The 23060-nt window shown below is 70.2% G+C and carries 21 protein-coding genes and 3 pseudogenes; 14 read left to right on the plus strand and 10 right to left on the minus strand.

Annotated features, from left to right (window positions below):
- The first annotated feature begins 193 nt into the window (after nucleotides 1–193).
- The 6 genes from OG430_RS00235 to OG430_RS00260 all read left to right on the plus strand — a co-directional run bounded on the left by OG430_RS00235 (nucleotide 194) and on the right by OG430_RS00260 (nucleotide 5530).
- Nucleotides 194–796: a hypothetical protein gene (locus OG430_RS00235; protein WP_327350299.1), complete on the plus strand. Its 603-nt coding sequence runs from the start codon at nucleotides 194–196 to the stop codon at nucleotides 794–796.
- An 18-nt stretch (nucleotides 797–814) separates the two neighbouring features.
- Entirely contained in the window at nucleotides 815–1531 is a 717-nt protein-coding gene (locus tag OG430_RS00240; protein ID WP_327350300.1) for a hypothetical protein, read from the plus strand.
- 47 nt (nucleotides 1532–1578) lie between these two features.
- Nucleotides 1579–1911 (plus strand): CPCC family cysteine-rich protein, encoded by a 333-nt coding sequence (locus OG430_RS00245; protein ID WP_327350301.1) that lies wholly within the window; start codon nucleotides 1579–1581, stop codon nucleotides 1909–1911.
- Between the two features lie 256 nt (nucleotides 1912–2167).
- Nucleotides 2168–2899 carry a TnsA-like heteromeric transposase endonuclease subunit gene (locus tag OG430_RS00250; protein WP_327350302.1) on the plus strand — a complete coding sequence of 244 codons (732 nt, stop codon included), beginning with the start codon at nucleotides 2168–2170 and terminating at the stop codon, nucleotides 2897–2899.
- A gap of 62 nt (nucleotides 2900–2961) precedes the next feature.
- Nucleotides 2962–4713, plus strand: a complete 1752-nt coding sequence (locus tag OG430_RS00255) for a transposase (protein ID WP_327350303.1) — start codon at nucleotides 2962–2964, stop codon at nucleotides 4711–4713.
- On the plus strand, nucleotides 4601–5530 hold the full coding sequence (locus OG430_RS00260; RefSeq protein WP_327358926.1) for an AAA family ATPase: 930 nt from the start codon (nucleotides 4601–4603) through the stop codon (nucleotides 5528–5530). Before OG430_RS00255 ends, OG430_RS00260 begins: the two co-directional genes overlap by 113 nt.
- A 238-nt stretch (nucleotides 5531–5768) precedes the next feature.
- On the opposite strand, the gene OG430_RS00265 is transcribed toward OG430_RS00260, so the two are convergent.
- The 6 genes and pseudogenes from OG430_RS00265 to OG430_RS00290 form a co-directional block, all read right to left on the minus strand.
- Nucleotides 5769–5966 (minus strand): hypothetical protein, encoded by a 198-nt coding sequence (locus OG430_RS00265; RefSeq protein ID WP_327350304.1) that lies wholly within the window; start codon nucleotides 5964–5966, stop codon nucleotides 5769–5771.
- Nucleotides 5966–9310 (minus strand): SAV_2336 N-terminal domain-related protein, encoded by a 3345-nt coding sequence (locus tag OG430_RS00270; protein WP_327350305.1) that lies wholly within the window; start codon nucleotides 9308–9310, stop codon nucleotides 5966–5968. The genes OG430_RS00265 and OG430_RS00270 overlap by 1 nt, the downstream gene beginning before the upstream one ends.
- Complete coding sequence (locus OG430_RS00275) at nucleotides 9279–10289, minus strand: AAA family ATPase (protein ID WP_442816420.1); 1011 nt, start codon at nucleotides 10287–10289, stop codon at nucleotides 9279–9281. The genes OG430_RS00270 and OG430_RS00275 overlap by 32 nt, the downstream gene beginning before the upstream one ends.
- 57 nt (nucleotides 10290–10346) lie before the next feature.
- Nucleotides 10347–12485 (minus strand): VMAP-C domain-containing protein, encoded by a 2139-nt coding sequence (locus tag OG430_RS00280; RefSeq protein ID WP_327350306.1) that lies wholly within the window; start codon nucleotides 12483–12485, stop codon nucleotides 10347–10349.
- Nucleotides 12486–12490: 5 nt separating this feature from the next.
- A complete protein-coding gene (locus OG430_RS00285; RefSeq protein WP_327350307.1) occupies nucleotides 12491–12868 on the minus strand; it encodes a CU044_2847 family protein in 378 nt (125 codons plus the stop codon).
- Nucleotides 12869–13106: 238 nt separating this feature from the next.
- Nucleotides 13107–13268: pseudogene (locus OG430_RS00290) on the minus strand (DUF6445 family protein); the annotation flags it as partial.
- Here OG430_RS00290 and OG430_RS00295 point away from each other — a divergent pair.
- Nucleotides 13265–14299: pseudogene (locus OG430_RS00295) on the plus strand (IS630 family transposase); the annotation flags it as partial. The pseudogenes OG430_RS00290 and OG430_RS00295 overlap by 4 nt on opposite strands.
- A gap of 25 nt (nucleotides 14300–14324) precedes the next feature.
- Here the strand turns inward: OG430_RS00295 and OG430_RS00300 are convergent.
- Entirely contained in the window at nucleotides 14325–14642 is a 318-nt protein-coding gene (locus OG430_RS00300; protein ID WP_327350308.1) for an Imm51 family immunity protein, read from the minus strand.
- A 312-nt stretch (nucleotides 14643–14954) separates the two neighbouring features.
- On the opposite strand from OG430_RS00300, the gene OG430_RS00305 reads away from it, so the two are divergent.
- Both OG430_RS00305 and OG430_RS00310 read left to right on the plus strand, forming a co-directional pair.
- The gene (locus tag OG430_RS00305) at nucleotides 14955–15821 is read left to right on the plus strand and encodes a hypothetical protein (RefSeq protein WP_327350309.1); all 867 of its coding nucleotides are present in this window, start codon (nucleotides 14955–14957) and stop codon (nucleotides 15819–15821) included.
- A gap of 50 nt (nucleotides 15822–15871) precedes the next feature.
- Nucleotides 15872–16822: an RNA-binding protein gene (locus tag OG430_RS00310; RefSeq protein WP_327350310.1), complete on the plus strand. Its 951-nt coding sequence runs from the start codon at nucleotides 15872–15874 to the stop codon at nucleotides 16820–16822.
- A 338-nt stretch (nucleotides 16823–17160) separates the two neighbouring features.
- On the opposite strand, the pseudogene OG430_RS00315 reads toward OG430_RS00310, so the two are convergent.
- Nucleotides 17161–17463: pseudogene (locus OG430_RS00315) on the minus strand (aminoglycoside phosphotransferase family protein); the annotation flags it as partial.
- 912 nt (nucleotides 17464–18375) lie between these two features.
- On the opposite strand from OG430_RS00315, the gene OG430_RS00320 reads away from it, so the two are divergent.
- Nucleotides 18376–19029, plus strand: coding sequence for a hypothetical protein (locus tag OG430_RS00320; RefSeq protein ID WP_327350311.1), 654 nt, complete (start codon nucleotides 18376–18378; stop codon nucleotides 19027–19029).
- Nucleotides 19030–19309: 280 nt separating this feature from the next.
- On the opposite strand, the gene OG430_RS00325 is transcribed toward OG430_RS00320, so the two are convergent.
- The gene (locus tag OG430_RS00325; protein ID WP_327350312.1) at nucleotides 19310–19615 is read right to left on the minus strand and encodes a hypothetical protein; all 306 of its coding nucleotides are present in this window, start codon (nucleotides 19613–19615) and stop codon (nucleotides 19310–19312) included.
- A gap of 118 nt (nucleotides 19616–19733) precedes the next feature.
- Here OG430_RS00325 and OG430_RS00330 point away from each other — a divergent pair, with 118 nt between their 5' ends.
- Together OG430_RS00330 and OG430_RS00335 are read left to right on the plus strand one after the other, a co-directional pair.
- On the plus strand, nucleotides 19734–19934 hold the full coding sequence (locus OG430_RS00330) for a hypothetical protein (protein WP_327350313.1): 201 nt from the start codon (nucleotides 19734–19736) through the stop codon (nucleotides 19932–19934).
- Between the two features lie 148 nt (nucleotides 19935–20082).
- A complete protein-coding gene (locus OG430_RS00335; RefSeq protein ID WP_327350314.1) occupies nucleotides 20083–20568 on the plus strand; it encodes a hypothetical protein in 486 nt (161 codons plus the stop codon).
- Nucleotides 20569–20645: 77 nt separating this feature from the next.
- Here the strand turns inward: OG430_RS00335 and OG430_RS00340 are convergent, their stop codons facing one another.
- On the minus strand, nucleotides 20646–20822 hold the full coding sequence (locus OG430_RS00340) for a hypothetical protein (RefSeq protein ID WP_327350315.1): 177 nt from the start codon (nucleotides 20820–20822) through the stop codon (nucleotides 20646–20648).
- 713 nt (nucleotides 20823–21535) lie between these two features.
- On the opposite strand from OG430_RS00340, the gene OG430_RS00345 reads away from it, so the two are divergent.
- A complete protein-coding gene (locus OG430_RS00345; protein WP_327350316.1) occupies nucleotides 21536–21934 on the plus strand; it encodes a transposase in 399 nt (132 codons plus the stop codon).
- 314 nt (nucleotides 21935–22248) lie between these two features.
- Complete coding sequence (locus OG430_RS00350; RefSeq protein WP_327350317.1) at nucleotides 22249–22965, plus strand: flavodoxin family protein; 717 nt, start codon at nucleotides 22249–22251, stop codon at nucleotides 22963–22965.
- Nucleotides 22966–23060 lie beyond the last annotated feature (95 nt).

Here is a 23060-nt window from a genome sequence, read left to right on the forward strand (position 1 = left end):
AGTTGCCGCCGCTTCGCTTCCTTCAGGGGCAGCAGCGGCACTGATCCCGGCGGGGAATGGCCACGCATTGCCCGGATTCGGCGTACCCCAGAGAGCGGAGACCGTGGTGAACGTTCCACCTGCCGACCCGACGTTCGCTTCGAGCCCGAGGGTCTTTCGTGCTGTCCCCTTCCGTGGTGAAACAGCGTCGTCCGTGATCTGTCGTCTCGCGGAGCGGTACGGGCTGGAAGAGCAGGCGCTGCGGCCGTGGTGGCAGTGGAGCAACTCGCGCCCCCGGCACGAGAGCGGGGCCTTGAGGGCTGATGCTGAGGTGCTGCTGAACGCGGCAGGGCGGCAGGTGCTGGCAGGGCTGTGCGGTGTGGAGGAGGGGGTGCTGGGGCGGGCGGTGCCCTCCTGGGAGCACGAGGACGCCGCACTACGTACCGGGGGCGGCGACGGTCCGGTCGCGGTGTGGCGTGCAGGGGGCACGGTGGCGGGGCCGGTGGCCTTTGGCTGCCGCTTGTGTGCCGCCCGGCGATCGGGGACGGCGGTGCGATGGGTGCGGTATGCGGCGCGGTGGGAGCGGGTGTGCGTACGGCACGAGCGGTGGCTGCAGGACGCAGACGCTGGCCAGGAGTTGGAGCATCTGGATCTGCGTGGTGTGCCGGAGGTGATCGCGGCGCAGCGTAGGTGGGTGGGTGTGGCGCGGCGGGCAGTGCGCGCCGAGGCGGAGCCGGGGCGGGTGTTCGCGCTGGCGTATGCGGTGGTGGCCCGGTGGTGGGAGCAAGCGCTGCACTGGGAGCAGGAGAAGGTCTGACCGCGGCGGCTGCACCAGGTGGCGGGCGGCAACGCGGGCGGGGCATTGGAGCAGTGGCGGATCGTCGGGCGTGATGCGGTCGTCTTCCCCGAGGTGGTCGCTGTCGCGGACGCGTTGCTGGATCCGGTCATGGCGCAGCTGGTGTGGGTCGACAGCGGAGCTGAGCGGCCGCGGCCGCTGCCTGCCGACGGGGCGTTCTGCCGAGGGCTGGGTGAGCGGGTGGGCCGGCCGTGGCTGGGCCTGCTGGCCGCGACCGATCCCGGCAGCCCACTGTTCGCCTGGATGGGAGCGGTTGTACGGGCGCGCCGTTATGGGGGTCAGTCGGTCGAGTATGCGGATGATCCGTGGTGGGTGCGCCAGGAGCATCAACCCGCGACTATGGCCGGTCAGTTGCGGGTGGTGGTGAAGGAGAAGAAGGCGCCGGGGTCGGGCACCCGGTGGCGCGCCACGGTGGCGGCGGAGCAGCGCATGTGGATCGAGAAGCTCATCGGCGATGCCGGGGAGCAGCTGACTCAGCTGCGCGGGAGGCATGCCGGGTCTACCGCTGAGACTGCTCGGTATCTGCTGCAGAACCTCACTCGCAGCGCCGGCCTGCTCGACCGGGCGCTGCACCAGACCATTGTGGCGGCGGTGAACGCCGGGGTGTCGCTTGAGGACGTCGCCCAGTGGACAGGTCTGCCCGTTGAGGCTGTGGCGGAAGTGGCAGGCGCCCACGGGGAAGACACCGGAGAGTGAGTGGTCATTCGTTGTGCATCACTGCGGGGAGCACAACGATGGGAGTCATGGCCTCTGAACAACCGCCGACCAGACCCGTCGATGACACCGCGAACGGTCTCGTTGCGTGCCCGTGCTGCTTCCAGCGAACGCTGGAGGAACAGGCAAACTTCGAGATCTGCCCCGAGTGCGGCTGGGAGGACGACGGGCAGGACGATGCGGATGCTCACATCGTCCGGGGCGGGCCCAACGGCTGGCTGAGCTTGGCACAGGCCCGGTTGGAATATCTGGAGGAAGTAGCCGAGGGACGCGACGAGTCCATGACCCGCGGCGGTGAGGGGCTGTGGTTGTCAGAAGCACGGCGCCAGAGTCCGGACGCAGCTGATGAGGGCGGCCTCTGACACAGCTTGGCGGAAGACGACGGAGGCTGAGTGCCGGGGTTTCATCAACGCTTAGTTGATGCGGTACCGCTTTGTGACCGGTATTGCTGAAACTACGTTGCGCGGGCGTGGGGACGGCTTGGCTGGGCGGGTGACTAGAGCTGGCAGCCCGGGTGGCCGGGCACAGGGGTGGGATGGGCTGGGCGGTGCGGGGTTCGAGGCGGCCTTCTGTGATCCCGCGGGTGTAGTGGTGCAGCAGCGGTAGGCGGATTCCGCGATGGCGGTGGCCTTCGAGGATTTGCCTCCGGTGTCCGCGTTCCCGGTGATTCCGGGGCGGCGGTGGGGTCCGGGGCTGTGGTGGTCGGCGACGACCGGCCGTCATGTGGCGTCGGGTTCAAATGCGATGCGGACGCAGTTGATGGTCCTGGACCGTGATCCGCGGGTGGTGGGCATGGCGGGGCGTCCGGTGCGGCTGCTGTGGCGCAATGGGCGTGGGCAGGTGCGCTCGTGGGTGCCGCAGCTCTTTGCCCGCTACGCCGACGGCAGGGGGCTGCTGGCCGACTGTCCCAGCCATGCCGAGGCAGGCGGTGAACGGGCATGGAAGGCTGCTGTGGCGGTGTCCGCGGCGTGTGCAGACATCGGCTGGGCGTATCGGCGTCTGGAGCCGCTGGATGAGGTGCTGGCGGCGAACCTGAAGTGGCTGGCCGGCTACCGGCATTCCCGCAACCGAGGCCGCGAGGGTCTCGCCGAGGCGGTGCGGGATGCCTTCGCGTGCCCGCGGCCGCTGATCGAGGGCGTGAAATCGGTGGGTGATCCGTTCGAGGTCCTACCGGTCGTCTTTCATGCGCTGTGGCGTGCCGAGTTGGCGGTGTCGCTGGATGTGCCGCTGCATGAGCGGGTCCTGGTCGGCCCGGGCGACAGGCAGGGCACAGGCGGTACAGAGACGGCTGCCGATCACCTGGCAGAGTCGGTGACTGGGCGTGGGCGTTGGGTTGGGGCGGGCGAGTGAGCGGGCAGCGCCAGGGGCGCCGGCCTGTGGTGCGGGTCGGGGCGCACGTTCGCTTCCGTGGGGTGAAGTGGCAGGTCATCGCGCTGGCCGGGCAGGAGATCCGCCTTCTGGGGGCGGAGGGCGAGGGGGAGGTCGCCCTTGCCGGGCATCTGTTCGCCGACCCCGGCTTCGCTGTCGTCGGGGAGCAGGTTCCGCAAGCGGCGCCGCAGTGGGGGCTGTTCGAGACCGCGCCGGCCGCGGCCCGGGACAAGGCGCTGACCTGGCTGCGGCACATCCGAGAGGTCGAATCCGGTCTTCCCGACGGGTCGGGCAGCACGGGGACGGTGCGGTCGCAGTACGCCCCCGAGCGGTTCACGCTGGCCGAGCGGGAGCAGGCCAAGGCCGAGGAGTTGACCGCGCTCGGCTATGGGCGGGTATCCAGGACGACGGTGCAGCGGATGCGGCTGGCCTACCGCAAGCAGGGGCTGTGGGGGCTGGTCGACCACCGCACCACTCGCAGCCACAGCCGCACCGGGCGGACCGACGAACGGGTTGTTGCCGCCGTACGCGAAGCGCTCGGCCGTCAGCGCGGCCGCTCCAAGGGCACGGTCAACGCGCTGTTCCCCGTGGCCAAGCGGATCCTGGCCGCCCGGCATGGTGCGGGCACGGTGCCGGTGCCGTCCCAGGCCACGCTGTACCGGCTCGTGACCGCTCTCGCCCGCCCCGGCGAGATGCCCACCAGTCCCGTACGGGCGACGCCCTCCAGCTATGAGGGGCGGGCCTACTACCCCACGGTGGCGCTGCGGCCGGGTGAGCAGGTCCAGATCGACACCACGCGCCTGGACGTGTTCGCTCTGTTCGACGACGGCACCCCGGCACGTCCTGAACTCACCATTGCGGTCGATGTTGCCTCGCGCGCGATCCTCGCTGCCGTGTTGTGTCCCCAGGCGACCAAGGCCGTGGATGCGGCGCTGCTGCTGGCGGAGATGGCCGTCCCGCACCCGGCCCGCCCCACCTGGCCCGATATCTGGCGCATGGACCGCTCGCCGCTGCTGCCCCACCAACGTCTGCGCGAGCGCGATGAGCGGCTGGAGGGGGCGGCCGCCCGGCCGGTCGTCGTCCCCGAGACGATCGTGGTCGACCGGGGGAAAGTCTTCATCTCCCGGGCGTTCACCGCCGCCTGCGAAACCCTCGGCATCAGCGTGCAGCCCGCCCCGCCCCACGCGCCCACCGCCAAGGGCATCGTCGAGCGGACCTTCGGCACGATCAACGATCTGTTCTGCCAGCACCTGCCCGGCTACACCGGCTCCGACGTGACCCGCCGCGGCCCGGACGCCGAAGGTGAAGCCTGCTACAGCATCGCCCAACTCCAAGACCTCCTCGATGAATGGCTCGTCGCCTACCACCACCGGCCCCACGAAGGGCTGCGCCACCCGCAGCTGGCACTCAGCCTCGAAGGCATGCACGGCAGACCAGCCCAGTGCAGGTCTGTGCCCGCCAGAACACAGGGCGGTTCGCAGCGCGGCAAGGTCCTCGGGATTCGCGTGATCAGCGTTCATGGCGCCCAGAAGTACCACCACCCACTGACACCAGTCGACGGGCGTGGCCTCTGCCACCCTGCCCCCTCCCCCTTTCAAGATCAGGAGTCAGCAACAGCGCCGGCCAGCACATCCACTACGCCACTCGCGCCCTCGCCCCCCACGGAGAACGCGCATGACCCCGATGCTCGACCTCGCACTCACACAGGACGCCCTGGTGATCCTCATCGGCCCGTCCGGGGCCGGGAAGTCCACGCTGGCCAGCACCTGGCCCACCTCCCAGGTCCTCTCGCTTGATGCTCTGCGCGGCGCAGTGGCCGATGACCCTGGATGCCAGGAGGCGACCGCCGCCGCCGTCGACGTTCTGCAGTTGCTCCTGGAGCGCCGGATGGCCCGGAAGCTCAATACGGTCATCGACGCGACGAACGCGATCAGCCATCACAGGAAACCTCTGGTCGCCGTCGCGAAACGGCACGGCATGCCCGCCATCGCAGTCCTGATGGCCACCCCGGTCGACGTGTGCGTAGAACGGCAGGGCCCGCGCCCGGCGAACCGGGCCGTGCCCGAGGACACCGTGCGCGCGCAGCACAAGGCCGCGCTCCACTCACGCCAGTCGCTGCGCGAGGAGGGCTTCGACGATGTCGTGTTCGCAGACAGCCTGTACCGGCTGGAGCCCTATCTGGAGCGCTTGAGCGAGACCCGGAACGCCGACCTCGGCAGGGACGGCAACGAGGGCCTGGGCGACCTGCTGCTCGTCCGCCGCCTCTTCGGGCCGGAGATCCTGCCGCTGTGGCGGTGGAAGCCCGGCTCGGATGTGGCCGGCGGCGACCGCGTCGCCGAGGTCCGCCTCGGCCAGCAATGCCTCACCCTCGCCCTGCGCACCGACGTTGACGGCGAAGGCGACATCGGACGCCCGTCCACCGTTTCTCCGTCACGTCCGCGTTGCGGTGCGCCGCGCCGAGCGCCATCGGATCAGCGCGTGCGCCACGGCCGGGCGGCGTCCGTGCCCTGGCTGCCGGGCACGACCGAGGACGTCACGTTCGAGCTGAACGGCATCGGCCACACCTTCCCCGCGGGACACCGCATCCGCCTCGCGGTCTCCTCCGCGTACTGACCCTGGATCTGGCCGCAGCCCGACTCCGAGGCCGACTTCACCCTGGACCCGGTGGGCAGCTCACTCGAACTCCCGGTGCACGCGGGCGACTTGGGTGCGTCGGCCACCTTCGGCGAACCGGAGCAGTCCGAACCGCTGGGCGTCGTGTACCCGGCCTCGCTGGAGGAACAGCGGCCCGAGCGCCTCGTCGTACGGGACGTCGCGAAGGGCTCGAGTGGCGCCTGGAGGTCGACCCGCGCTACGGCGGCACGCGCGTGTACCCGGACGGCCTGGAGTGCACCGAGGACGCCCTGGAGACGTACGTGATCAACGAGAGCGATCCACTGTCGGCCCGGACGCGCTCGGACTGGTCGATCCGGCTGCACCGGCCGGAGCTGGCGTGGGACGCGACGGTGGACACGCGGTCCGAGATCGCCTGCACGCGGACGGAGTTCATCACGTCGAGCGAGGTGGTGTGCCGGGACGGCGGAGAGATGGTGTTCCACCGGTCGTGGGAGGAGCGGATTCCTCGGACAGCCGGGTGAGTTCGGCACGGATCGCCGCGACGAGCGGGTGGGCCCTGCCCAGGGTGTGGACCGTCGCGTCCAGGGCGTCCTGGAAGTAGTCGACGCGGGCCTCGCCGGTGGCCTCGTCCGCGCGCGTGAGCCTGCGCAGCAGACCCGGAAGGTCCCCGCCCTGCTCCAACTCCTCGACCTGGCCGGGCGCGAGGGCGAGGGCGGTCGGGATGCGCCGCAGCGCCGACTCGACGATCAGCCAGCGCTTGGCCAGGTCCCGGCCGGGCGTCGCCTGCCGGGCGCGCTCGGCGAGCAGCACTCCCTCGGGGTCGCCCTCCCCCACCAGGTGCAGGGCGGCCCGGTGGTACAGCTCGGCCAGGGCCGGGGTGTCCTCCCGTGGCGGCACTTCGCAGGACAGGGCCAGGACGTACGGGGCGATCAGCGCGTCGTCCCCCTCCCCGTGGGCGGCGAGCAGCTCGGCGGCGGCCGCCCAGGGATACAAGGCCCGCATGGCGACGCGCGCGGCCTGAGCGGTGCGGACGGCGCTCCACTCGCCGGGCGGGTCCAGCCGGGCGAGCCCCGCGGCGTGCAGCGCCTGCGCCGCCGAATCGATGTGGTACGCGGACGGGGTGCGGTGGCGCAGCGGCTCGAAGAGGCGGCGATCGACGCGGGGTCCCAGCCAGGCGAGCAGTCCCAGGAACCGGGACGGCCCCGGCCCCGTCGGCTCGGCACGCTGCGCCACCGACTCGCCCCGCACGCTCTGGTAGGTGTTGGTCGGCAGCCCCTTGCCGCGGCGGGCCGTCATCAGGATCCGGCCGCGGGGGTACGCGGCCGAGAGCCGGAGTGCCTCCGCGCCGCTCTGCGCCCCGTCGAGGACCAGCAACCAGTGGGCGTGGGTGACCAGTTGGCGGGCGAGCCGCACGGACGGCTCGATGCCGCGCGCCGCGTCCAGCCACCACACGAGTTCGTACTCCGCCAGGTGCTCGTGGGCGTACCACAGCGCGGTCGCCGACTTGCCCGAGAGGCCCTGGCCGTACAGGGTGCAGACCTCCTCCCCTGCCTCGTACGACAGGTCGAGCCAGGCCTTGGCGGCCTCCGAGACGGTGCTGTCGTCGTCGCCGAGTGCGGGCAGGTTGTGCAGGGCGGGGGCGGCCTCGCGGACGCTGCTCAGGACGGCCCGGAAGTCGGGGTCGTCGCTGAACGCGGACGTCTCGACCAGCGGCAGGTTCCCCGGGGCGATCGTGTTCGGCGAGACCCCGGCGAGCGCGCCGCCCGAGAAGACCAGGACACCGGGGGCGGCGTCCTCGACACCGCCCGGCAGCTCCTGCCGGTCGACGACGACCAGGCGCTGCGGGCCGCCTTTCAGATCACGCCGCAGGCCGCCCCGTGCCGTCCTGCCGCCCGTGCGCCCGCACCAGGCGATGTCCGCCGGGCTCCGCACCCCGCTCGCCCGCAGCCCGCCCCAGTCCACCGGCCGCACCGGCGTGCCGTGCACGTCTCCGCGCGTGCGCACCAGTGCCACGAGGGGCGAGCGCAGCCCCCACATCGCCTGCTGCCACACGATGTCCCCGACACCCGCGCGGCCGGACGGGTCCTCGACCCTGACCCCCACCCGCGCGGGGAACACGGCGGGCAGCACCGTCAGCACCAGGCGGTTGCCCACCAGGTATCCGGTCCGCGGCGGCAGGGCGGACCCGCTCACCAGGACCAGCCTGTCCAGAGCCGGGTCCGTCACCTCGGGTACTTCCTTCTTCGCGAACGGCCTTTTGCCCGGCGGCAGTTGGAACGTCCCCTCCGGCGTCGCCACCAGCGCCGGGAAGTCCTTGCGCTGCCCCAGGCGAGGCGTGATGTAGCGGGAGACCTCGGCCACGGTGCGGCGGCTGTCGGCGGCCGACACCGTCGCCATGAGGAGTTCGCGCATCTCGGGTGCGAAGCCGTACGCGTCGTACGCGATCCTGCCGCCCTTGCCGTCGAGGGCGGGCTCGACCCGCATCAGCCCGCCGAGCAGGACCTCCGCGAGGCAGGCCGGGCTGGAGCCCGGGGCGACGGCGGCCTGGACGACGCGCATCACCGGCAGGGTGAGCGGGTCGATGGAGGCCAGGTGCCCGGCGAGGGTGTAGGCGTCGGTGGAGACGGCGTCGCGGAAGGAGAGCAGTCGCTGCTCGGGCGTCGCGGGCAGGGCGCGGCGCCGCTTCGGGCGCGGCTCCGGCTGCCGGGCCGCGTCGATCACGCGCAGCCGCGCGGTGCCGCCGTCCCTGGCGACCAGTTCGGCCCACGGCCGCAGCTCCCAGTCGACCAGCTCCAGCACGGGTACGGGGACGCCCAGCGGCGGCGCGAGCCGGCGCGGCAGCAGGGTGTCGCGGGCGTACATGGCGCGGGCCGCGGGGGCGAGGCCGCGGCTGCGCACGGTCAGCCGGGAGGCGTTCAGGCCGGTCCGCGGCCACAGCCGGGCGGGCAGCGGGTCGAGCACGGCGGTGTGGCACAGCCGGGCCCAGCGGGCGAGATGGCGGCGGGCCTCGCCCGAGCGCCAGCCCTCGCCGACGCCGTCCGAGACGACGAGGACGACGGTGCGAGCCGGCGCGGTGACGAGCCCGTCGACCGGGGTGGTGCGGCGCGCGCTGCCGGGGTCGTACGGCGTGCCGCGCACCGAGCGGAAGATGCCGAACCCGGCGAGCAGCGCGGCCAGTTGGCGGCTCGTGTCCTGCCACACGCGCAGCGACAGGCCGTCGTCCAGGGCGACGACGAGGTCGAGCCAGCGGGCGCGCTCGGGGCGCAGGACCAGGTCGAAGACGCCGTTGTCGGCGATGGACTCGGCGGTGGCCACCTCGTCGAGGACGAGACGGCGGCTGGACGCCGCGGTGCGGCCGAGCGGACGCAGCGCCCGCGCCACGTCCAACGGCCGCTGCAGGCCGGGCGCCGAGGGGATCCGGACGGGGGCGGCGCCGCGGCCGGGGACAGGGGTCGTGATGCCGTAGACGGAGCCGGGGGCGCCCTCGGCCACCTCGACGGGGGCGGGGCGCGCGACGGCGCCGGGGGCGAGGGCAGGTGCGGGCGGGAGTGCATAAGCCAGCACCGGGACGTCGGGGGCGGGTGCGAAAAGGGGCACCGGGACGTCGGGGACGTCCGCGTCCGGTGCGCGCACGCTCAACTGGCGTGCCAGCCACAGCAGTTCACTCAGTTCACGCGGACCGAAGTCGAGGCCGACGGCGGCCAGCACCCTGTTCAGATGCGTCACCGCCGCCAGGTCGGCCGGGTCAGCCGGGCCGTGCGGAGTCGCCGAGTTCACTGAGCACCGCCTCCCGCAGGTGGTCGTCGGGCCGCACGTCCTGGCGCAACAGGTGGACGGCGTGCAGGAGTTGGTCGGTGGCCAGTTCGCGCAGGGTGCGCCGTGCGACGAACTCCCGGATCAGCTCGGTGATCTGCTCCCACTGCCGTGCCCCGTCCGGTTCCCGCTCCGTCGCGAAGTGGGCCCGTACGATCTCCGTGAGCTGCTTCTCGTCCGGGTAGGGCAGCTCCAGGCGGACGCAGCGGCGCAGGAACGCGGGCGGGAACTCGCGCTCGCCGTTGCTGGTGATCAGGACGAACGGGAACTCGACGCAGCGCACCACGCCGTCGCGCACGAGATGCAGTTCGTGCGACCCGGCGACACCGACCGCGACACCGTCCTGCTGCTGCTCGTCGGGGAGCCGGGACAGCTCCGGGATCTCGAACCGGCCCTCCTCCAGGACCACCAGCAGGTCGTTGGGCAGATCGATGTCGCTCTTGTCCAGCTCGTCGATCAGCAGCAGCCGGGGCAGCCCGTGGTGCTGGGTGGCGAGCGCCGTGCCCAGCGGGCCGAGCCGGATGTAGTGGCCGACGTCGCGGGCCTGCTCCTGGTAGTCCCCCATCTGCTGCTCGCGCAGCCGCCCGATCGCGTCGTACCGGTACAGCGCCTCGCCGAGCGTGGAGCGCGTGTTGACCGGCCAGGTGAGCACCGGGCCGAGGCCGAGGTCGTCGGCGATCGCCCGGGCCAGCGAGGACTTGCCGCTGCCGGGGCGGCCCGTCACCAGCAGCGGACGGCGCAGGCGCAGCGCCGCGTTGACGACGTCGACCTGGTCGGCGCCGATGAGGTACGGGCGGTGCGCACTCCCGCCGGGGATGCGCCAGGGCGGGGCCTCGGGCAGCGGGGTGGAGTCCGGGTAGGGCGGGCGGGGGTCGCTCGGGTCGCTGCTGCCGCGGAACAGGCGTTCTTCCGGGGCGGGCCGTGCGTCGCCTGGGGGATTCACCGTCGTACCTCCTCTTCGTCGTGCTCGTCCGTGCCCGGCTGCGGGGCCCGGGCCGTCTCAGGCCCCGGGGAAGTCGCCGGCCCAGCCCTCCCCCGCGTACTCCTCGCGCTGTTCCAGCGCCTCCGCCCGCGGCTCCTCCCACATCAGGACGAGCTGGGCGCCGATGTGGGCGCTGTCCTCCCGGGCGGCGAAACGCTGTCTGCGGACGTCGTCGGGGAGGGTGCGCGACCAGTCCCCGCGCACGATCCCGCACAGCGCCGCGACGGTCGGCTCCCCGTGTTCCAGGCGGTGCCACAGCACGACGGGCAGCCCGTAGAAGCGGCACATCGCGAGCGTGCGGGCGCGCTGCCGCGCCTCGCAGGCGAGGATCGCGCAGGCCACACCCTTGTACTTGTCCAGATACGCCTCCGCGTGGTCCTCGTCCCGCAGCACGACGGGCCCGCCGTCCGTCGTGCCGCGCCGCTGCCAGCGCACCTTCCGCCGCCCCTCGTCCGAGGGGTCCGCGCCGCGCAGCACGACGGGCCGGTCACGCCCCAGAGCCCGGGCGCCAAGGCCCGGCGCCGGGATCGGCCAGGTCTCGACGGGCAGATCCAAGTAGTCGTATTCCAGGGTGAATTCAACCCTCGGCGGCCCGAACCGGCGCAGGGCGCCCACCGCCTCACCGAGCTCCGCGCACACCGCGTCCCGGGACACCGCGACGCGCGATTCCCTGTCCCGGATGAGCCTGTGGGACGGCGCGTACGCCCTGATCCGGTACGTGTACCGGTCGGCGCCCGACGCCGGGGCGAGCGCCACCCGCACCTCGGGCACCGCCTGCTCGCGGCTCACCTCGTCGCGCACCCGCTCCCGCACCGCCGGCAGGGCGCCGGGCTTGACGCCGAGCCGCCGGGCGACGTCGTCCGACCACTTCCGCAGGGCCTTGCCGCGCTTGCCCCGCCGGGCGGCGACGCCCTCGACGGCGACGAGCAGCCGCGGCACGTTCTTGGCGGGCCTGTTCTCCAACTCCCCTACGAGCAGCGCGAGTCCGCCCTTGCGCACCGCCTCCACGTTCATCGCGGGCAGCTCCTCGTCCGCGGCCCACTGGAGTTCGGAGAGGCCGTCGCCGAGCAGCTTCCTGAGCCGCTCGTACTCGACACCGGTCAGGATCCGTTGCCGCCCCGCCCGCCGCAGCTCCTTCGCCGCCTCCTCCAGCGCGGACCGCACCGGCTCGGGCGCCTTCTCCGGCAGCAGGCTCTCCAGGCTCGGCAGACCGCGCTCCCGGGACACCACGAGATCGGCCAACACGCCTATGTCATCGCCCTGTTGGCCGTATCCCCCTTGCCGGGGCACCTCCAGATCGACGGCGAGATCGGACACGTAACGGCGCCAGACCTCGTCCCGCACCCCGCCGCGCAAGGCCCGCAGCGCCGCCACGAGTTCCTCGCGGGCGGGGCCGAGGGCCGGGTCGACGGGGCCGGGCTCCCAGCCGTACGACACGTCCACGCCCGCGCGGCGGAGGAACGCCCGCAGTTCCCGGGCCCGGATCGCGTACGACAGGGGCTTACCGGCGGGGCCGCTGACGACGAGCCCCGCGAACACTCCGCTGGAACGGATCCACAGACCGCCACCGCTGTAACCGGCACCCACGTCGAGACCCGGCTGCAGCGGGACCATCTGGTACCAGATGCCGTCGATCACGTCGTCGACCACGAGGGTCACCCCGGAGCGGGCCTTGCCGCTTCCGTAGCGCGTACGCAGTTCGCTCTTGCGCTCGACCTCCTGGAAACGGGCCGCCGGGACGGACGGCCCCGGCCCCTGACCGTCGAGCGCGAGCAGGACCAGATCCCCGCCCCACGCCTGCCCCGTCCCCAGGTCCCGACGCCCCTCCCAGCGCCGGACGCGCACGCGGTACTTGGAGAGGGGCGCGGCCAGGAACTCCACCTGTATTCGGGCGAGTTGGGTCTCGTCCGGTTCGTCTACGTCATAGTCGGCGCGGCCCAGGGCCTTGCTGATGACGTGGGCGCAGGTCAGCACGGAACCCTCCGCGACGAGGAGCCCGCCACCCGCCTTTCCGGCCGGCCCGTACACGGTGACCCAGGACGCGACGGCCGCGCGGTCCCCGGCGCCTCCCGGGTCCGCCTGATCCGCCTGGTCCTTCTTGTCCTTCTGATCCGCCGGGTCCGCCTGATCCACCCGGCCCGCCTGTTCCGCGTCCATGGCGGTCAGTCGTCGGGGCTCTGCTCGTCGCGCGGGGCTCGCCAGGTGGCACGGACGATGAGCCCCGCCTCACCGCGCACGCCCACGATGCCGAGCTTCAGGTCGTCCGTGATCCGTACGCCGACCTCCACCGTGACCTCGTGGGGCGGGTCCGCGAGCCGGTCGGTGGTCTGCCGCACGGACTCCAGGACCGGAACGAGCGGACTCAGCGCGCCGAGCAGCGCACCGCGGGCCGCCCGCCTGACGACGTCACCGCCCCGCCCGTACGACTCGAGCAGCTCCATGCCCGGCTCTTCCTCGCCGGGTTTGCGCAGCGGGCTCGGCATCACTTCGAGCAGCACGGCCTGATCGTCACCGAACGTGAACTCTACGTATTCCCCCATGAGTTGACTGTGGCAGAGTCACGTGCGGGGGGAGCCTTCCTTGCCGCGACCCGTACGTCACGCCCCGCGCAGGTCAGCCGTAGAGCCTCTCCAGCACCACCGCCACCCCGTCCTCCTCGTTCGACGCTGCCCCTCTGGCGGCCCTCGTCTCCCGAGCCATGCCCGCATCGCCGCGCGACCGTCGGCCTCCGGCATCTCGTGGGGGCGTCGCGAGGCAGGTGGGACCTCCGGGTACGCCTCAGCGCTGGGCCATCCAGAAGAAGACGGCCGTCATCCGCTTGTCCTCCAGCGTGGTGCCGCAGTAGTCGCTGGCGCTGTGGATCGTGTGGGCGGCGTAGAGCAGCAGGCGGTTGTAGCGGTGCGGGATGGCGACATCCTCGACGAACGAGTCCGGCGGGACGGTTCCGGCGGGCGATGATGCTGTTGGCCTCGTCGGGAGGCAGCGTGGTCTCGGTGATCGCACAGCTGGTCCAGGCCGACGAGGACACCATCCGGGACGTGATCCACCGGTTCAACGAGGTGGGGCTGGCCTGTCTGGACCCTCGCTGGGCGGGAGGCCGTCCCCGCCTGCTGAGCAATGAGGACGAGGACTTCGTCATCGAGGCGGCCACCACCCGGCCCACCGTGCTGGGTAAGCCTTTCGCCCGCTGGTCAATCCCCAAGCTCGCCGAGCACGTGCGGCGTGACATCGCCCGCCCGGTGAGGATCAGCCGGGAGGCCCTGCGGTGCCTACTGCTCCGCCGCGGGATCTCCTTCCAACGCACCAAGACCTGGAAGGAGTCCCCGGACCCGGACTTCGACGCCAAGCTCGACCGTATCGAGTTCGCGCTCACTGAGCGGCCGGACCGGGCCTGCGCCCTGGACGAGTTCGGCCCGCTCGGTATCCGCCCGATCGCAGGATCGTGCTGGGCACCCCGGTCGAATCCGAACCGGCTGCCAGCGACTTACCGCCGCACCCACGACATCGCCTACTTCCACGGCTGCTACTCGGTCGGCGACGACCGACTCTGGGGAGTTGTCCGCTGCCGCAAGGGCATCGACCACACCTGGGCGGCACTGCGGTCGATCCGCGCGGCCCGCCCGGACGGCGCCCCGATCTACGGGATCCTCGACAACCTGTCTGCGCACCCGAACCGGCGGATCCGCCGCTGGGCTGACCGGAACAAAGTCGAGCTCTGCTTCACCCCGACTTATGCGTCCTGGGCCAATCCGATCGAGGCCCATTTCGGGCCCCTGCGGCAGTTCACCCTCGCCAACTCGAACCATCCCAACCACACCGTCCAGACCCGCGCCCTGCATGCCTACCTGCGCTGGCGCAACGAGAACGCCCGCCACCCGGACGTCCTCGCCGCCCAACGACGCGAACGTGCACGCGTCCGCAGCGAGAAACACATCCGCTGGGGCGGCAGATCTCTCCAGCCTGCGGCCTGAACCGGCAGATCTGCTGGGCACAGCATCAGTCGTCGAACTCGAAGCCTGCCGTCTCCGCACGGGCAACAAGCTCGCCAACCGCGCTGGGGCTCGAGATCACGGGCTCCAGAACAGTCTTGAGCTGCGTGAGGTCACTCAAGCTCCCGAGCGCACAGAACATGCCACCCTCGCTGTCGAAGTCGAGGTGCTCAGCAAGATCCGGCCAGGCGAACTGCACAAGACCTTCCCAGAAGTACCCGTTCGGCTCATGTCCGGCGGCAACCACTGCCGCGTCAGCGGCCAGGTCGCCGGCATCGAGCGTCAGCGAGTGCTCACCATCGAAGTCATGCAGGGTGATAGTCACGCCGCGATCTTCCCACCCCCGGCACACAGACTCCCCAGCCCATTCAGATTGCTCGTCTACGCCTGACCCGGCGAACCTTTCCGGTCACAGCACTAGCCGGTCCCCAGCGCCTCTGGATCTCCTTGCAGCGCAGGGTCTGGAAAATTGGCTTGTCCCTAGGTCGGATGTCGACCACGATCACCTCATGACGACCAGAAAGGGCCATGCCGTCTAGGCGCCCCGCTCCGCTCTCCACCGCTCGCGCGCCGCCGACCGCCGCTCACCCCAGCGCCCGATGGCCGTGACCGACCGCCCACTCAGGAGAGCCCGCCCGTGCAGAAGACCGTCCTCGTTCCCTACGCCCACCTACCCCAAGCGCACCACGACCACCACGTCCTGACCAGTACTGTCGACGTTTTCGGCGCCGCCCACTGGCTACTTGCCGAACGCGCTCCGCAGCCCGGCGGCGATGTCCTGCCCTTTGACGCGCTGGTCGTTTCCGTCGATCCGGACGGCAACGTCGAACTCACCGAGCTGAGCGCCGTGCAGGCCCGCTGGCCGCACCTGGACCGCCTGCCTGACGGCGGGTTTGTCGTCGCCGCGTCTCGCGTCCGCCGCTACGAGGACACGAACCAGGTCCAGGTCTTCGACGCGCTCGGCCGCGAGACCTCGTCCTTCTCCGTCGGGGACGCCATCGAGCACCTGCTCGTGGACGAGGCAGGCCGTATCTGGGTCGGGCACTTCGACGAGAACCCGGTGGGAATCCGCTGCTGGAGCGCCACGGGCCGACTCGCTTGGACGTCAGACGACGCCGGCATCCCCGGTCTCTTCGACTGCTACGCCCTGAACGTGTCGGGCACCACCGCCTGGGCGTGCCCCTACACGGACTTCCCGCTCGTCGAGATACGCCCGGACCGCACCGATCGGCCCGTGAGGGTGTGGGCGAACCGCGTACGGGGCTCCCATGCGGTGGCCGTCCTCGGTGAGCGGGTCGCCTTCTACGGCGGCTACGGCGAGGAGCGGGACCGACTCGCCCACGGAGAGATCATCGAAACATCCGTCGAGTCAACGGACGTCGGCCTACTCACCCTGCCCGATGGCTCTGCCCCCGGCCGTCGGCGGGTGGTAGGTCGAGGAAGCAGGCTCTACGTCCAGGCCGAGCCGTTCACCACCTGGGGCGTGTTCGACCTCAGCAGCTGATACCCAGCACTGGAAAGGCAATTTCCCCTTCTGATCGCGCAGGGAGCAGCGTGCCGCCGTCCTTCATCCACCGAATCACCAAGTACGACCCCGCCGACCGTGACGAACACGGCCACTACACCGGTGCGGAAGAGGTGGTCAGTGACCATGGGCCGGTCGAAGCCGCGTACCTCGCGGCGATCGCCGCCTTCGCGGAGGCCTCGGGCATCGATCGGCTGGAGATCCGCGAGCCCGCAGTCACCGGTTTCGTCCACTTCGGCGTGGAGCTGTCGGATGGGGGATACGGCCTCGGCGGGCTCTTTCCGCCCGACCTCGCCGGCTACCACGACGGGGCCGAGGTCTCCCTTCCGGTCGCTCTGGAGCTGGTCCGGGCCATGCTCCGTGACCAAGGTGCCTGGTGTCGTCTGGAGGCGGGGGACGTGTTCACCGTGCATGTCGGGTGGGACCAATACGTGTATGTGGGCAGCGACCGGCAATGCGCGGACGCCGTGGCCCGTACACGGGAACTCGGTCTCTTTCCGGAACCGATGGCGACCTCCCCCTACGCAGCGAAGCTGGAGGAGCCGGACGTGATGGAGGTGGCCGACGAGAGGTTCTGGGCGCGCGTGCGCACCGTGCTGGCCTCACGGAAGGCAGTGCTCCTGGAGGAGGGCTACGTCCGCAACGCCGCACGCTTCCACCGCCTCACGCGGGAGAACCTCGACGCATTGCGTACCGGTCTCAGCCCGCGCGCCCTACTCACCGTCTGGCCTGACCTGAACCCCGATGTCGGCGCGGTCCTCGCCACGCTGCCAGAGGAGGGATCCGCGGAGTTCGTCTGGGAGGCACAGGACGGGACGATCAGACAGGCGGTCGTCGACGACACCGAGTACCAAGACCTCGCCACTCTGGTGGCCGGCGCCCGGGCGGCCTGCGTCCTGCCCATGTACCTCGACGAACGCCACCCGCTTCTTTGCGTCGCCCTGCCCGACAGTGACGGCGTGCTGCGCGCCCGGTGGTGACCCCGATCACGCCGGGTTGCCACAGACCGACAGCTCGACTGACCCGGCGTCTGCGTCCCGAACCTTGCTGCGGGAGCTTCTTCTTCGGCCGTTCGTCCGTTGAACGGAATGTCGGACGATGGGGCCGCTCTCGGGGGTCTTATGCAGTTACTTTTCGCGGACCAGCGCCGGGTCTGGAAGGTGGGCGCTGTCGCGGGTCGGAGCTATGCAGAGCTGAGCGAGCTCTTCGAGCGGCGCCCGCTGCCCCGGGGCACCCCGATCCTCCTCGATGACACGATGCGTCCGGTCGAGCCGCTGGCCAGTTGGTTCCGGGCGATGGGGCTGGCGGGCCGCGACTCGAAGACGTCCGGGAACCGGCACGTTGGTCCCCGGGAGCTGAGTCAGGGCGCCGGCCTGCCTGTACAGCAAGTCCTCGGCGCCCTCCACAAAGAACGGTCGACGAACGTTCGTAGCACCAGGTCACGAGTGCTGCCGTCCCGCGTACCGATGGTCAGCCTCCGCATTGCGGCAGTGACGCCGCCGTGCAACGCCTCGGCTCTCACGACCCGCTCGCCGACCTCCAGGTGCCGGCTCACCCAAGCCAGGACCAACGGTCGGACCGCCGCCGCCTCATCGCGATTAATCCCGTGCCACCTCGCCATCCGGACAGCAGCAAGCGCAAAGGCTCGCCCCGTCGGAAACCCTTCCCTCGCGGCGCCCTTCCGCAAGCCAGCGTGCAAGTGGTGGGGAAGCTGAGCGAACAAACCCGTCCGCACCCATAACGAGGGGTGGAGAGTTTCAAGGCTCTGTCCGGAGTTCCGTGAATGATCTTGCGGTCTGGCGGGCTCACTGGGGCACGTCATGCCGGCGTTTGTGGGTCTGAACGTCCCAGAAGCTCGACCAATGGAGTACCAGTTCGTGCAGCCTCGATGCGACGCGCCCGCAGTTGAGCTCGGGTGCGCGGGCGGAACTTGGGCTCCCTTCCGCAGCCGCAGGACTCTCGGCCGTCGTAGCGCAATCCAGCAGTCAGGACTGCTGCGACCACGGTCCACGCCTTGATGTCGCGGCGTCGCGGTGCCGCAAAGTCGTGGCCGGCGCAGACCATTGGCCTGGAGCATCGGGGGCACGGGTGCTTGTCGAGGCCCGGACGCTGCTTGAACGCAACGCGGCACGATACGCAGGCGTAGTGCAGCTTGTAGGGCTTGTCGGCGTAGTGGCACACGGGGTGACCGTACCCGGCGGCTTGCTGGCTGACGACACAGTTTCGTAGGGCGAATCGTCGTCGCGTGAGGATCCGAGTCCGCAGGAGCCGGAAGCAAGTTCGGCCGTACATGGCTCGCTTGCGTGTCTTCACACGGGTTACGTGCCCTCGCGGCTGGCCGACTGTTCGTCGGTTTGGTCCGCTCCTTGCGGGGCGATAGTGGCCGCCCAGCGTCCCCCTGTCCCAGCAGGGTGAGCTCATAGCGTCCGCGAGATCGCCTGTGCGACTAGCGATCCGTAACATGTTGGTGTGGTCGGGTGGCCGGAGCGCAAATACCTCGCGTTGGATCAGGCATCCCGGTTACAACATCACCATGGGAATATGGACAGACGAGTTCATCGCCCCCTCCGTGCCACGGCTCCTGCCTGTGGCCGAGTTCGCGGCGATGGCCACAGCCCTGGTGAGGCACCAGGTGGTGCGCACGCCGTGGTGGCTGGTGGCCGGCGAGCTCTCGGCGAATGCGGAACTGCCGTACGTGAGCGTCCTGTTCGACATCCGCTTCACCGACCCGGACGTGGGCGCCACCGTGCACAGTGACCTGGAGTGGGCAAGCGAGGAAGACTTCGACACTCCTCCCCCGTGGGGCCCGGTCCGCGAAAGTGGCCGCATCCTCGCCAAGAGCCACGCCATTGAGGACCTGGGGCCGGCGCTGCGCGCCGCACCTTATGGACGGCAGGACATCGCCGTGCTGTTCCATGGGCTCGACTTCGACAATCCGCTGGTCAAGGAACACTACTGGCACGCCGACCACCGGATCTTGCTGTCCTGTTTCAGCCTCGCCACCGAGCAGCAACGGCCGCTTAGCGCCAACAGCACCGCCGACCCCACCGGTCCCCCGCACCGTCCGGTGCGCACCTTCGCATCCACTGGCTACAAGCATGGCGACAACGGGCCCTGCCCTCCCGTCGAAGCGGTCCTCGGCCGCTACCTGGGCCCGGATCTGAGGTGCGGCCGGACCCGAGGCTGACCCAGCGCCTGCACGGGCCGGGCGAGCAGCACCGCCGCGATCCCGGCAGGCCCCCAGCCGGGCAGCCAGACACAGGCAGCGTCCTGCGGGGAGCACCAGCTCACCACGCATCTCCCGCCCAAGGACCAGCGGTTGCGCGGCGCCGGGCACGCGGTCACCGACTCCTGGCCCCATGGCCAAGCGCTGGGGCGCACGATCTTGGATGCGGAGCAGCTCTACCTGAAGGCGTGAGCCCCGCGCGGGTGGTCCACCGGGCTCCGGCACCTCACGTGGTGCTCTGCTAGGCGTCCGTGGTGTGCCGGGGAGCCGGGGTGAAGGTGACCTGCTGGTGTCCGCAGCCCTCGGCAAGCTCGCGCAGCGCGGCGGTCTCGGCCTTGTCGGCCGTCAGGCGCCAGCGCAGTTCGGTCGCGGTCCAGTCGGTGGCATAGGTGCAGTAGGCGTCGGCCAGCGGTGGCAGCCACTCAGCCGGGAGGTCAACTCGGCAATCCGCGCTTCGATTTCCTCCACCCGGACACGGGCCGCCTCCTCCCGCGCCTCCAACTCCTCGATCAACGACACCATCGACGCCCCCTACTTCAACTTCCACAGTAGAAGGGCGCCTATATCCCGCCCACACCACTAACAGGCGTTCTCCCACCTCAGAGCTTGCCCGGAGGAGAGCCACACACATTACGACTCCACCGACCTATCGCTACGCTGCACCGATGAGCGACTTGATCAGCAGCGACGGGCCTCTATCTGATGCCGAGGTGGATCAGTTGCGCCTGCTCCTGCGCCGGTACTGCCATCACGAACTTGATCAGTGGGAAGCCCTCCGAACTGAGACCCCGTACGGCGATGTCTATGTGCTGATCACGAACGCCTTGCCTGCGGGCACCGGTCCGGAGATGTTCCGGCCGTTCTAGAGGCTGAACCGGTAGCAAGAGAGACGAGCGGCCGTCTCAGTTTTCGTCTCATTCGACACGGGTCAGAGCCGTTCAGGGGAGGCCGGCGGATTCGTAGCCAGGGCATAGCGGCCTGGCGCATACGCAGGAGAACAAGGGCGGACGACGCGTGGATCATGACGGTGAGACTTGGAAAGCGCGCGAGTGCCGCATGGGGGAAGAAGTGCGAATAAGCATCATCGATCTGTGGCTGGCGAATGAGCGACCGGCCGTAGACGGCTGGTTCCAAGCGGACGGTTCCGCGTGGACGGTCGAGGTAGACGGTCCGCAGCTGTCCTGGTTCAACGTAGGTGAGCCACTCGATCTGGATGGGCTCCTGGCAGAGCATCCGGAGTCGCTGACGGGAGCCGATACGCATCCTCAGGGTCTGGCGGAGCTGCCGGACGGGTCAGGGTATGTGTGCTGCGGGGATGGCTCGCTGGGCTCTGAGGGCTTCTTCGCGCGGCTCGACCAGAACAGGGGCCTGGTATGGCTGGTGTCGTTGCTGGACTCGAACCCTTTCCAGCGAGCGGAGGTGCACGGCTCGCTGGCTACTTTCACCAACAACCTCGGCAACTCCCTCACGATCGACCTAACGAAGCCGCACCTCACCTGATGCAGAACCGCCCGCTCCAAAGCCCTCGGCCGGGGTTCCAGAAGGTCACCATCATCGCGACAGCAGGAGAGCGCCTCTTACTCCCAGAGGTCCGCACCATCACAGCCAGTCGGATCCATCGTCAGCAGGTCCTCGTGAAGGCCCGAGAGGAGGCGGCCGGTGGGGGACCCATCCTCGCCGCGCTCCATGACCACCCAGCCGGCGTCGACGCCGGACACGTTCACGTCGGCACCGCAATCGAGCTCGTCGGCCATGGAGAAGACGGCTTCGTAGGCAACCGCCCGAGCCAGGAGTACCAGGTCGCCCCTGTCCGCACCTGCATCCAGCAAGCGTCGAGCCGCCGCCACTTGCTCCAAGGCTCCCGGGCCTGCCCATCCGTCGATCGCCCACGCCACAGGGAACGGAGCAGCACGAAGCGAGCCAACTGCGGCTGGTTCTCATCGATCTGCGACCTCGCCCACTCCGTCGCATCAGTCGCGCCGAGAACCTCGAACTGCGTGCGGAGCGTCTCCGCCGCAGCCCGCTTCGACGGAACAAGCCCTGACACCCACGACTGCCACTTCGCCTCATCACCATCCATCGCACCAGAATGCCCCACCAGCCACCCCACACGACCAAGGTCAACAGATGTCACGCAAGCGCGGCCAGAGCCGAATTCAACGAGCGCCATCAACGGACGTCGGCGCCGCGCAGGCTGTCCGAGAACTCCAGGACGGTGGCGAGTCGACCGTCGCCAGCGTCCGCCTGCGCACGAAGGTCACTGGCTCTGTCGGTGAGTCGTGATGTCGTGTGTCGTTGAGCGCGGATGGCACCGTCGTGTCGACCAAGACGATGTCGCTGAGTTTTAAAGGCGGTTGGGGCCTTGTGGTGGGACAATGGCTGTGCTTCTTCTGCTGGGGGCACCGATACGCCTGTCGAAATCCAAGGCCGATCTGTACGCGGCGATCCGCCGGGACCACCGTTCCGAGTGACCGTCCGTCGTGTCACCGACGTGACCATGCGGAGACCCGAGCAGCTCACGGACACCGAACGCAAGTGCCTGGACGACCTGTACGCCCGCAGTCCGGCGCTGGCCATGACCACCGAGTACGCCCACCGCCTTGCCGGCATCCTGCGCGAACGCCGCAACGAGCACCTCGCCCTCGAAGTCTGGCTCGCCGACGTCCGCCTCGACGGAGAACGCAAACTCCGTACCCTGGCCACCGGCATGCGGCGCGACCGCGCAGCCACTCTCGCCGCCCTCACCACCACCCACACTTCGGGCGCAGTCGAGGGCAACGTCACCCGTACCAAGCTACCCAAGAGACAGATGTACGGCCGAGCCAACTTCGACCTCCTTCGACGCCGCATCCTGTTGCCGCCGTGATCAACCAGCCTTCCCCTGAAACAGCGACAAAGCCCACAACGAGAGCCAGAGTCCGTCTGATGGCAGTACCGTCGTCGTAGCCGTGGGGTGGTCGTGCGCGCAGCAGACGGACTGACGCCGCCGAAGCCGTGCAGCGCGGCCGCAGGCACCCCCACCCGATCACCCGCGCCCCGGCCCGGACGGCATCCGCCCGTTGCCGCACCGTGACTACCACCTGGCGACCGTCGCACCTACGTCCGGGCCCCATTCCAAAGGCGTCGGCGTCCCCGAGCAGCCAGGCTGGATGCGTACTCCAGCCACCTCGAGGAGCCTCCATGCCAGCGACCGCGTACCGCTACGACGACCTGCGGGCCCTGTATATCAACTGCACACTCAAACGCTCCCCCGAAACCAGCAACACCGAAGGCCTGATCGACAAGAGCCGCCTCGTCATGGACAAGAACGGGGTCACGACCGACCTGATCCGCGCCGTCGACCACGACATCGCTACTGGGGTGTGGCCGGACATGACCGAGCACGGCTGGGAGAACGACGACTGGCCGCAGCTGTACGACAAAGTCATGGCCGCGGACATCCTGATCCTGTGCGGGCCGATTTGGCTCGGCGACAACAGCAGCGTCACCAAGAAGGTCATCGAGCGCCTGTACGCCTGCTCGAGCATCCTGAACAACCAGGGCCAGTACGCCTATTACGGTCGCGTCGGAGGTTGCCTCATCACCGGCAACGAGGACGGCGTCAAGCACTGCGCCATGAACGTGCTCTACAGCCTCCAGCATCTCGGCTACACGATCCCGCCACAGGCCGACGCCGGCTGGATCGGGGCGGCGGGCCCTGGACCGTCCTACCCCGACCCCGGTTCCGGCGGCCCGGAGAACGACTTCACCAACCGCAACACCGCATTCATGACGTGGAACGTCATGCACCTGGCAGCCCTGCTCAAGCAGGCAGGCGGCATCCCGGCCCATGGCAATCAACGCTCCGCATGGGACGCCGGCTGCCGCTCCGACTTCCCCAACCCCGAACACCGCTAGAACCCGCAGTCATCTCCCCGCCTGCCGCGGACAGGAGCCCACACCTCCGGCATTCACTCGTCACGCTTCCCCCTGGCCACCCACGCGTTCCGTCA

The sequence above is a fragment of the Streptomyces sp. NBC_01304 genome, assembly GCF_035975855.1.
Classification (GTDB): domain Bacteria; phylum Actinomycetota; class Actinomycetes; order Streptomycetales; family Streptomycetaceae; genus Streptomyces.

What these genes read in the sequence shown, in the direction of transcription:
- OG430_RS00245 (WP_327350301.1), top strand. Translation starts at nt 1,579, where the DNA reads ATGGCCTCTGAACAACCGCCGACCAGACCCGTCGATGACACCGCGAAC.
- OG430_RS00250 (WP_327350302.1), top strand. Translation starts at nt 2,168, where the DNA reads ATGGCGGTGGCCTTCGAGGATTTGCCTCCGGTGTCCGCGTTCCCGGTG.
- OG430_RS00260 (WP_327358926.1), top strand. Translation starts at nt 4,601, where the DNA reads ATGCTCGACCTCGCACTCACACAGGACGCCCTGGTGATCCTCATCGGC.
- OG430_RS00265 (WP_327350304.1), bottom strand. Translation starts at nt 5,966, where the DNA reads ATGAACTCCGTCCGCGTGCAGGCGATCTCGGACCGCGTGTCCACCGTC.
- OG430_RS00280 (WP_327350306.1), bottom strand. Translation starts at nt 12,485, where the DNA reads ATGGACGCGGAACAGGCGGGCCGGGTGGATCAGGCGGACCCGGCGGAT.
- OG430_RS00285 (WP_327350307.1), bottom strand. Translation starts at nt 12,868, where the DNA reads ATGGGGGAATACGTAGAGTTCACGTTCGGTGACGATCAGGCCGTGCTG.
- OG430_RS00320 (WP_327350311.1), top strand. Translation starts at nt 18,376, where the DNA reads ATGGGAATATGGACAGACGAGTTCATCGCCCCCTCCGTGCCACGGCTC.
- OG430_RS00330 (WP_327350313.1), top strand. Translation starts at nt 19,734, where the DNA reads ATGAGCGACTTGATCAGCAGCGACGGGCCTCTATCTGATGCCGAGGTG.
- OG430_RS00340 (WP_327350315.1), bottom strand. Translation starts at nt 20,822, where the DNA reads ATGGCCGACGAGCTCGATTGCGGTGCCGACGTGAACGTGTCCGGCGTC.
- OG430_RS00350 (WP_327350317.1), top strand. Translation starts at nt 22,249, where the DNA reads ATGCCAGCGACCGCGTACCGCTACGACGACCTGCGGGCCCTGTATATC.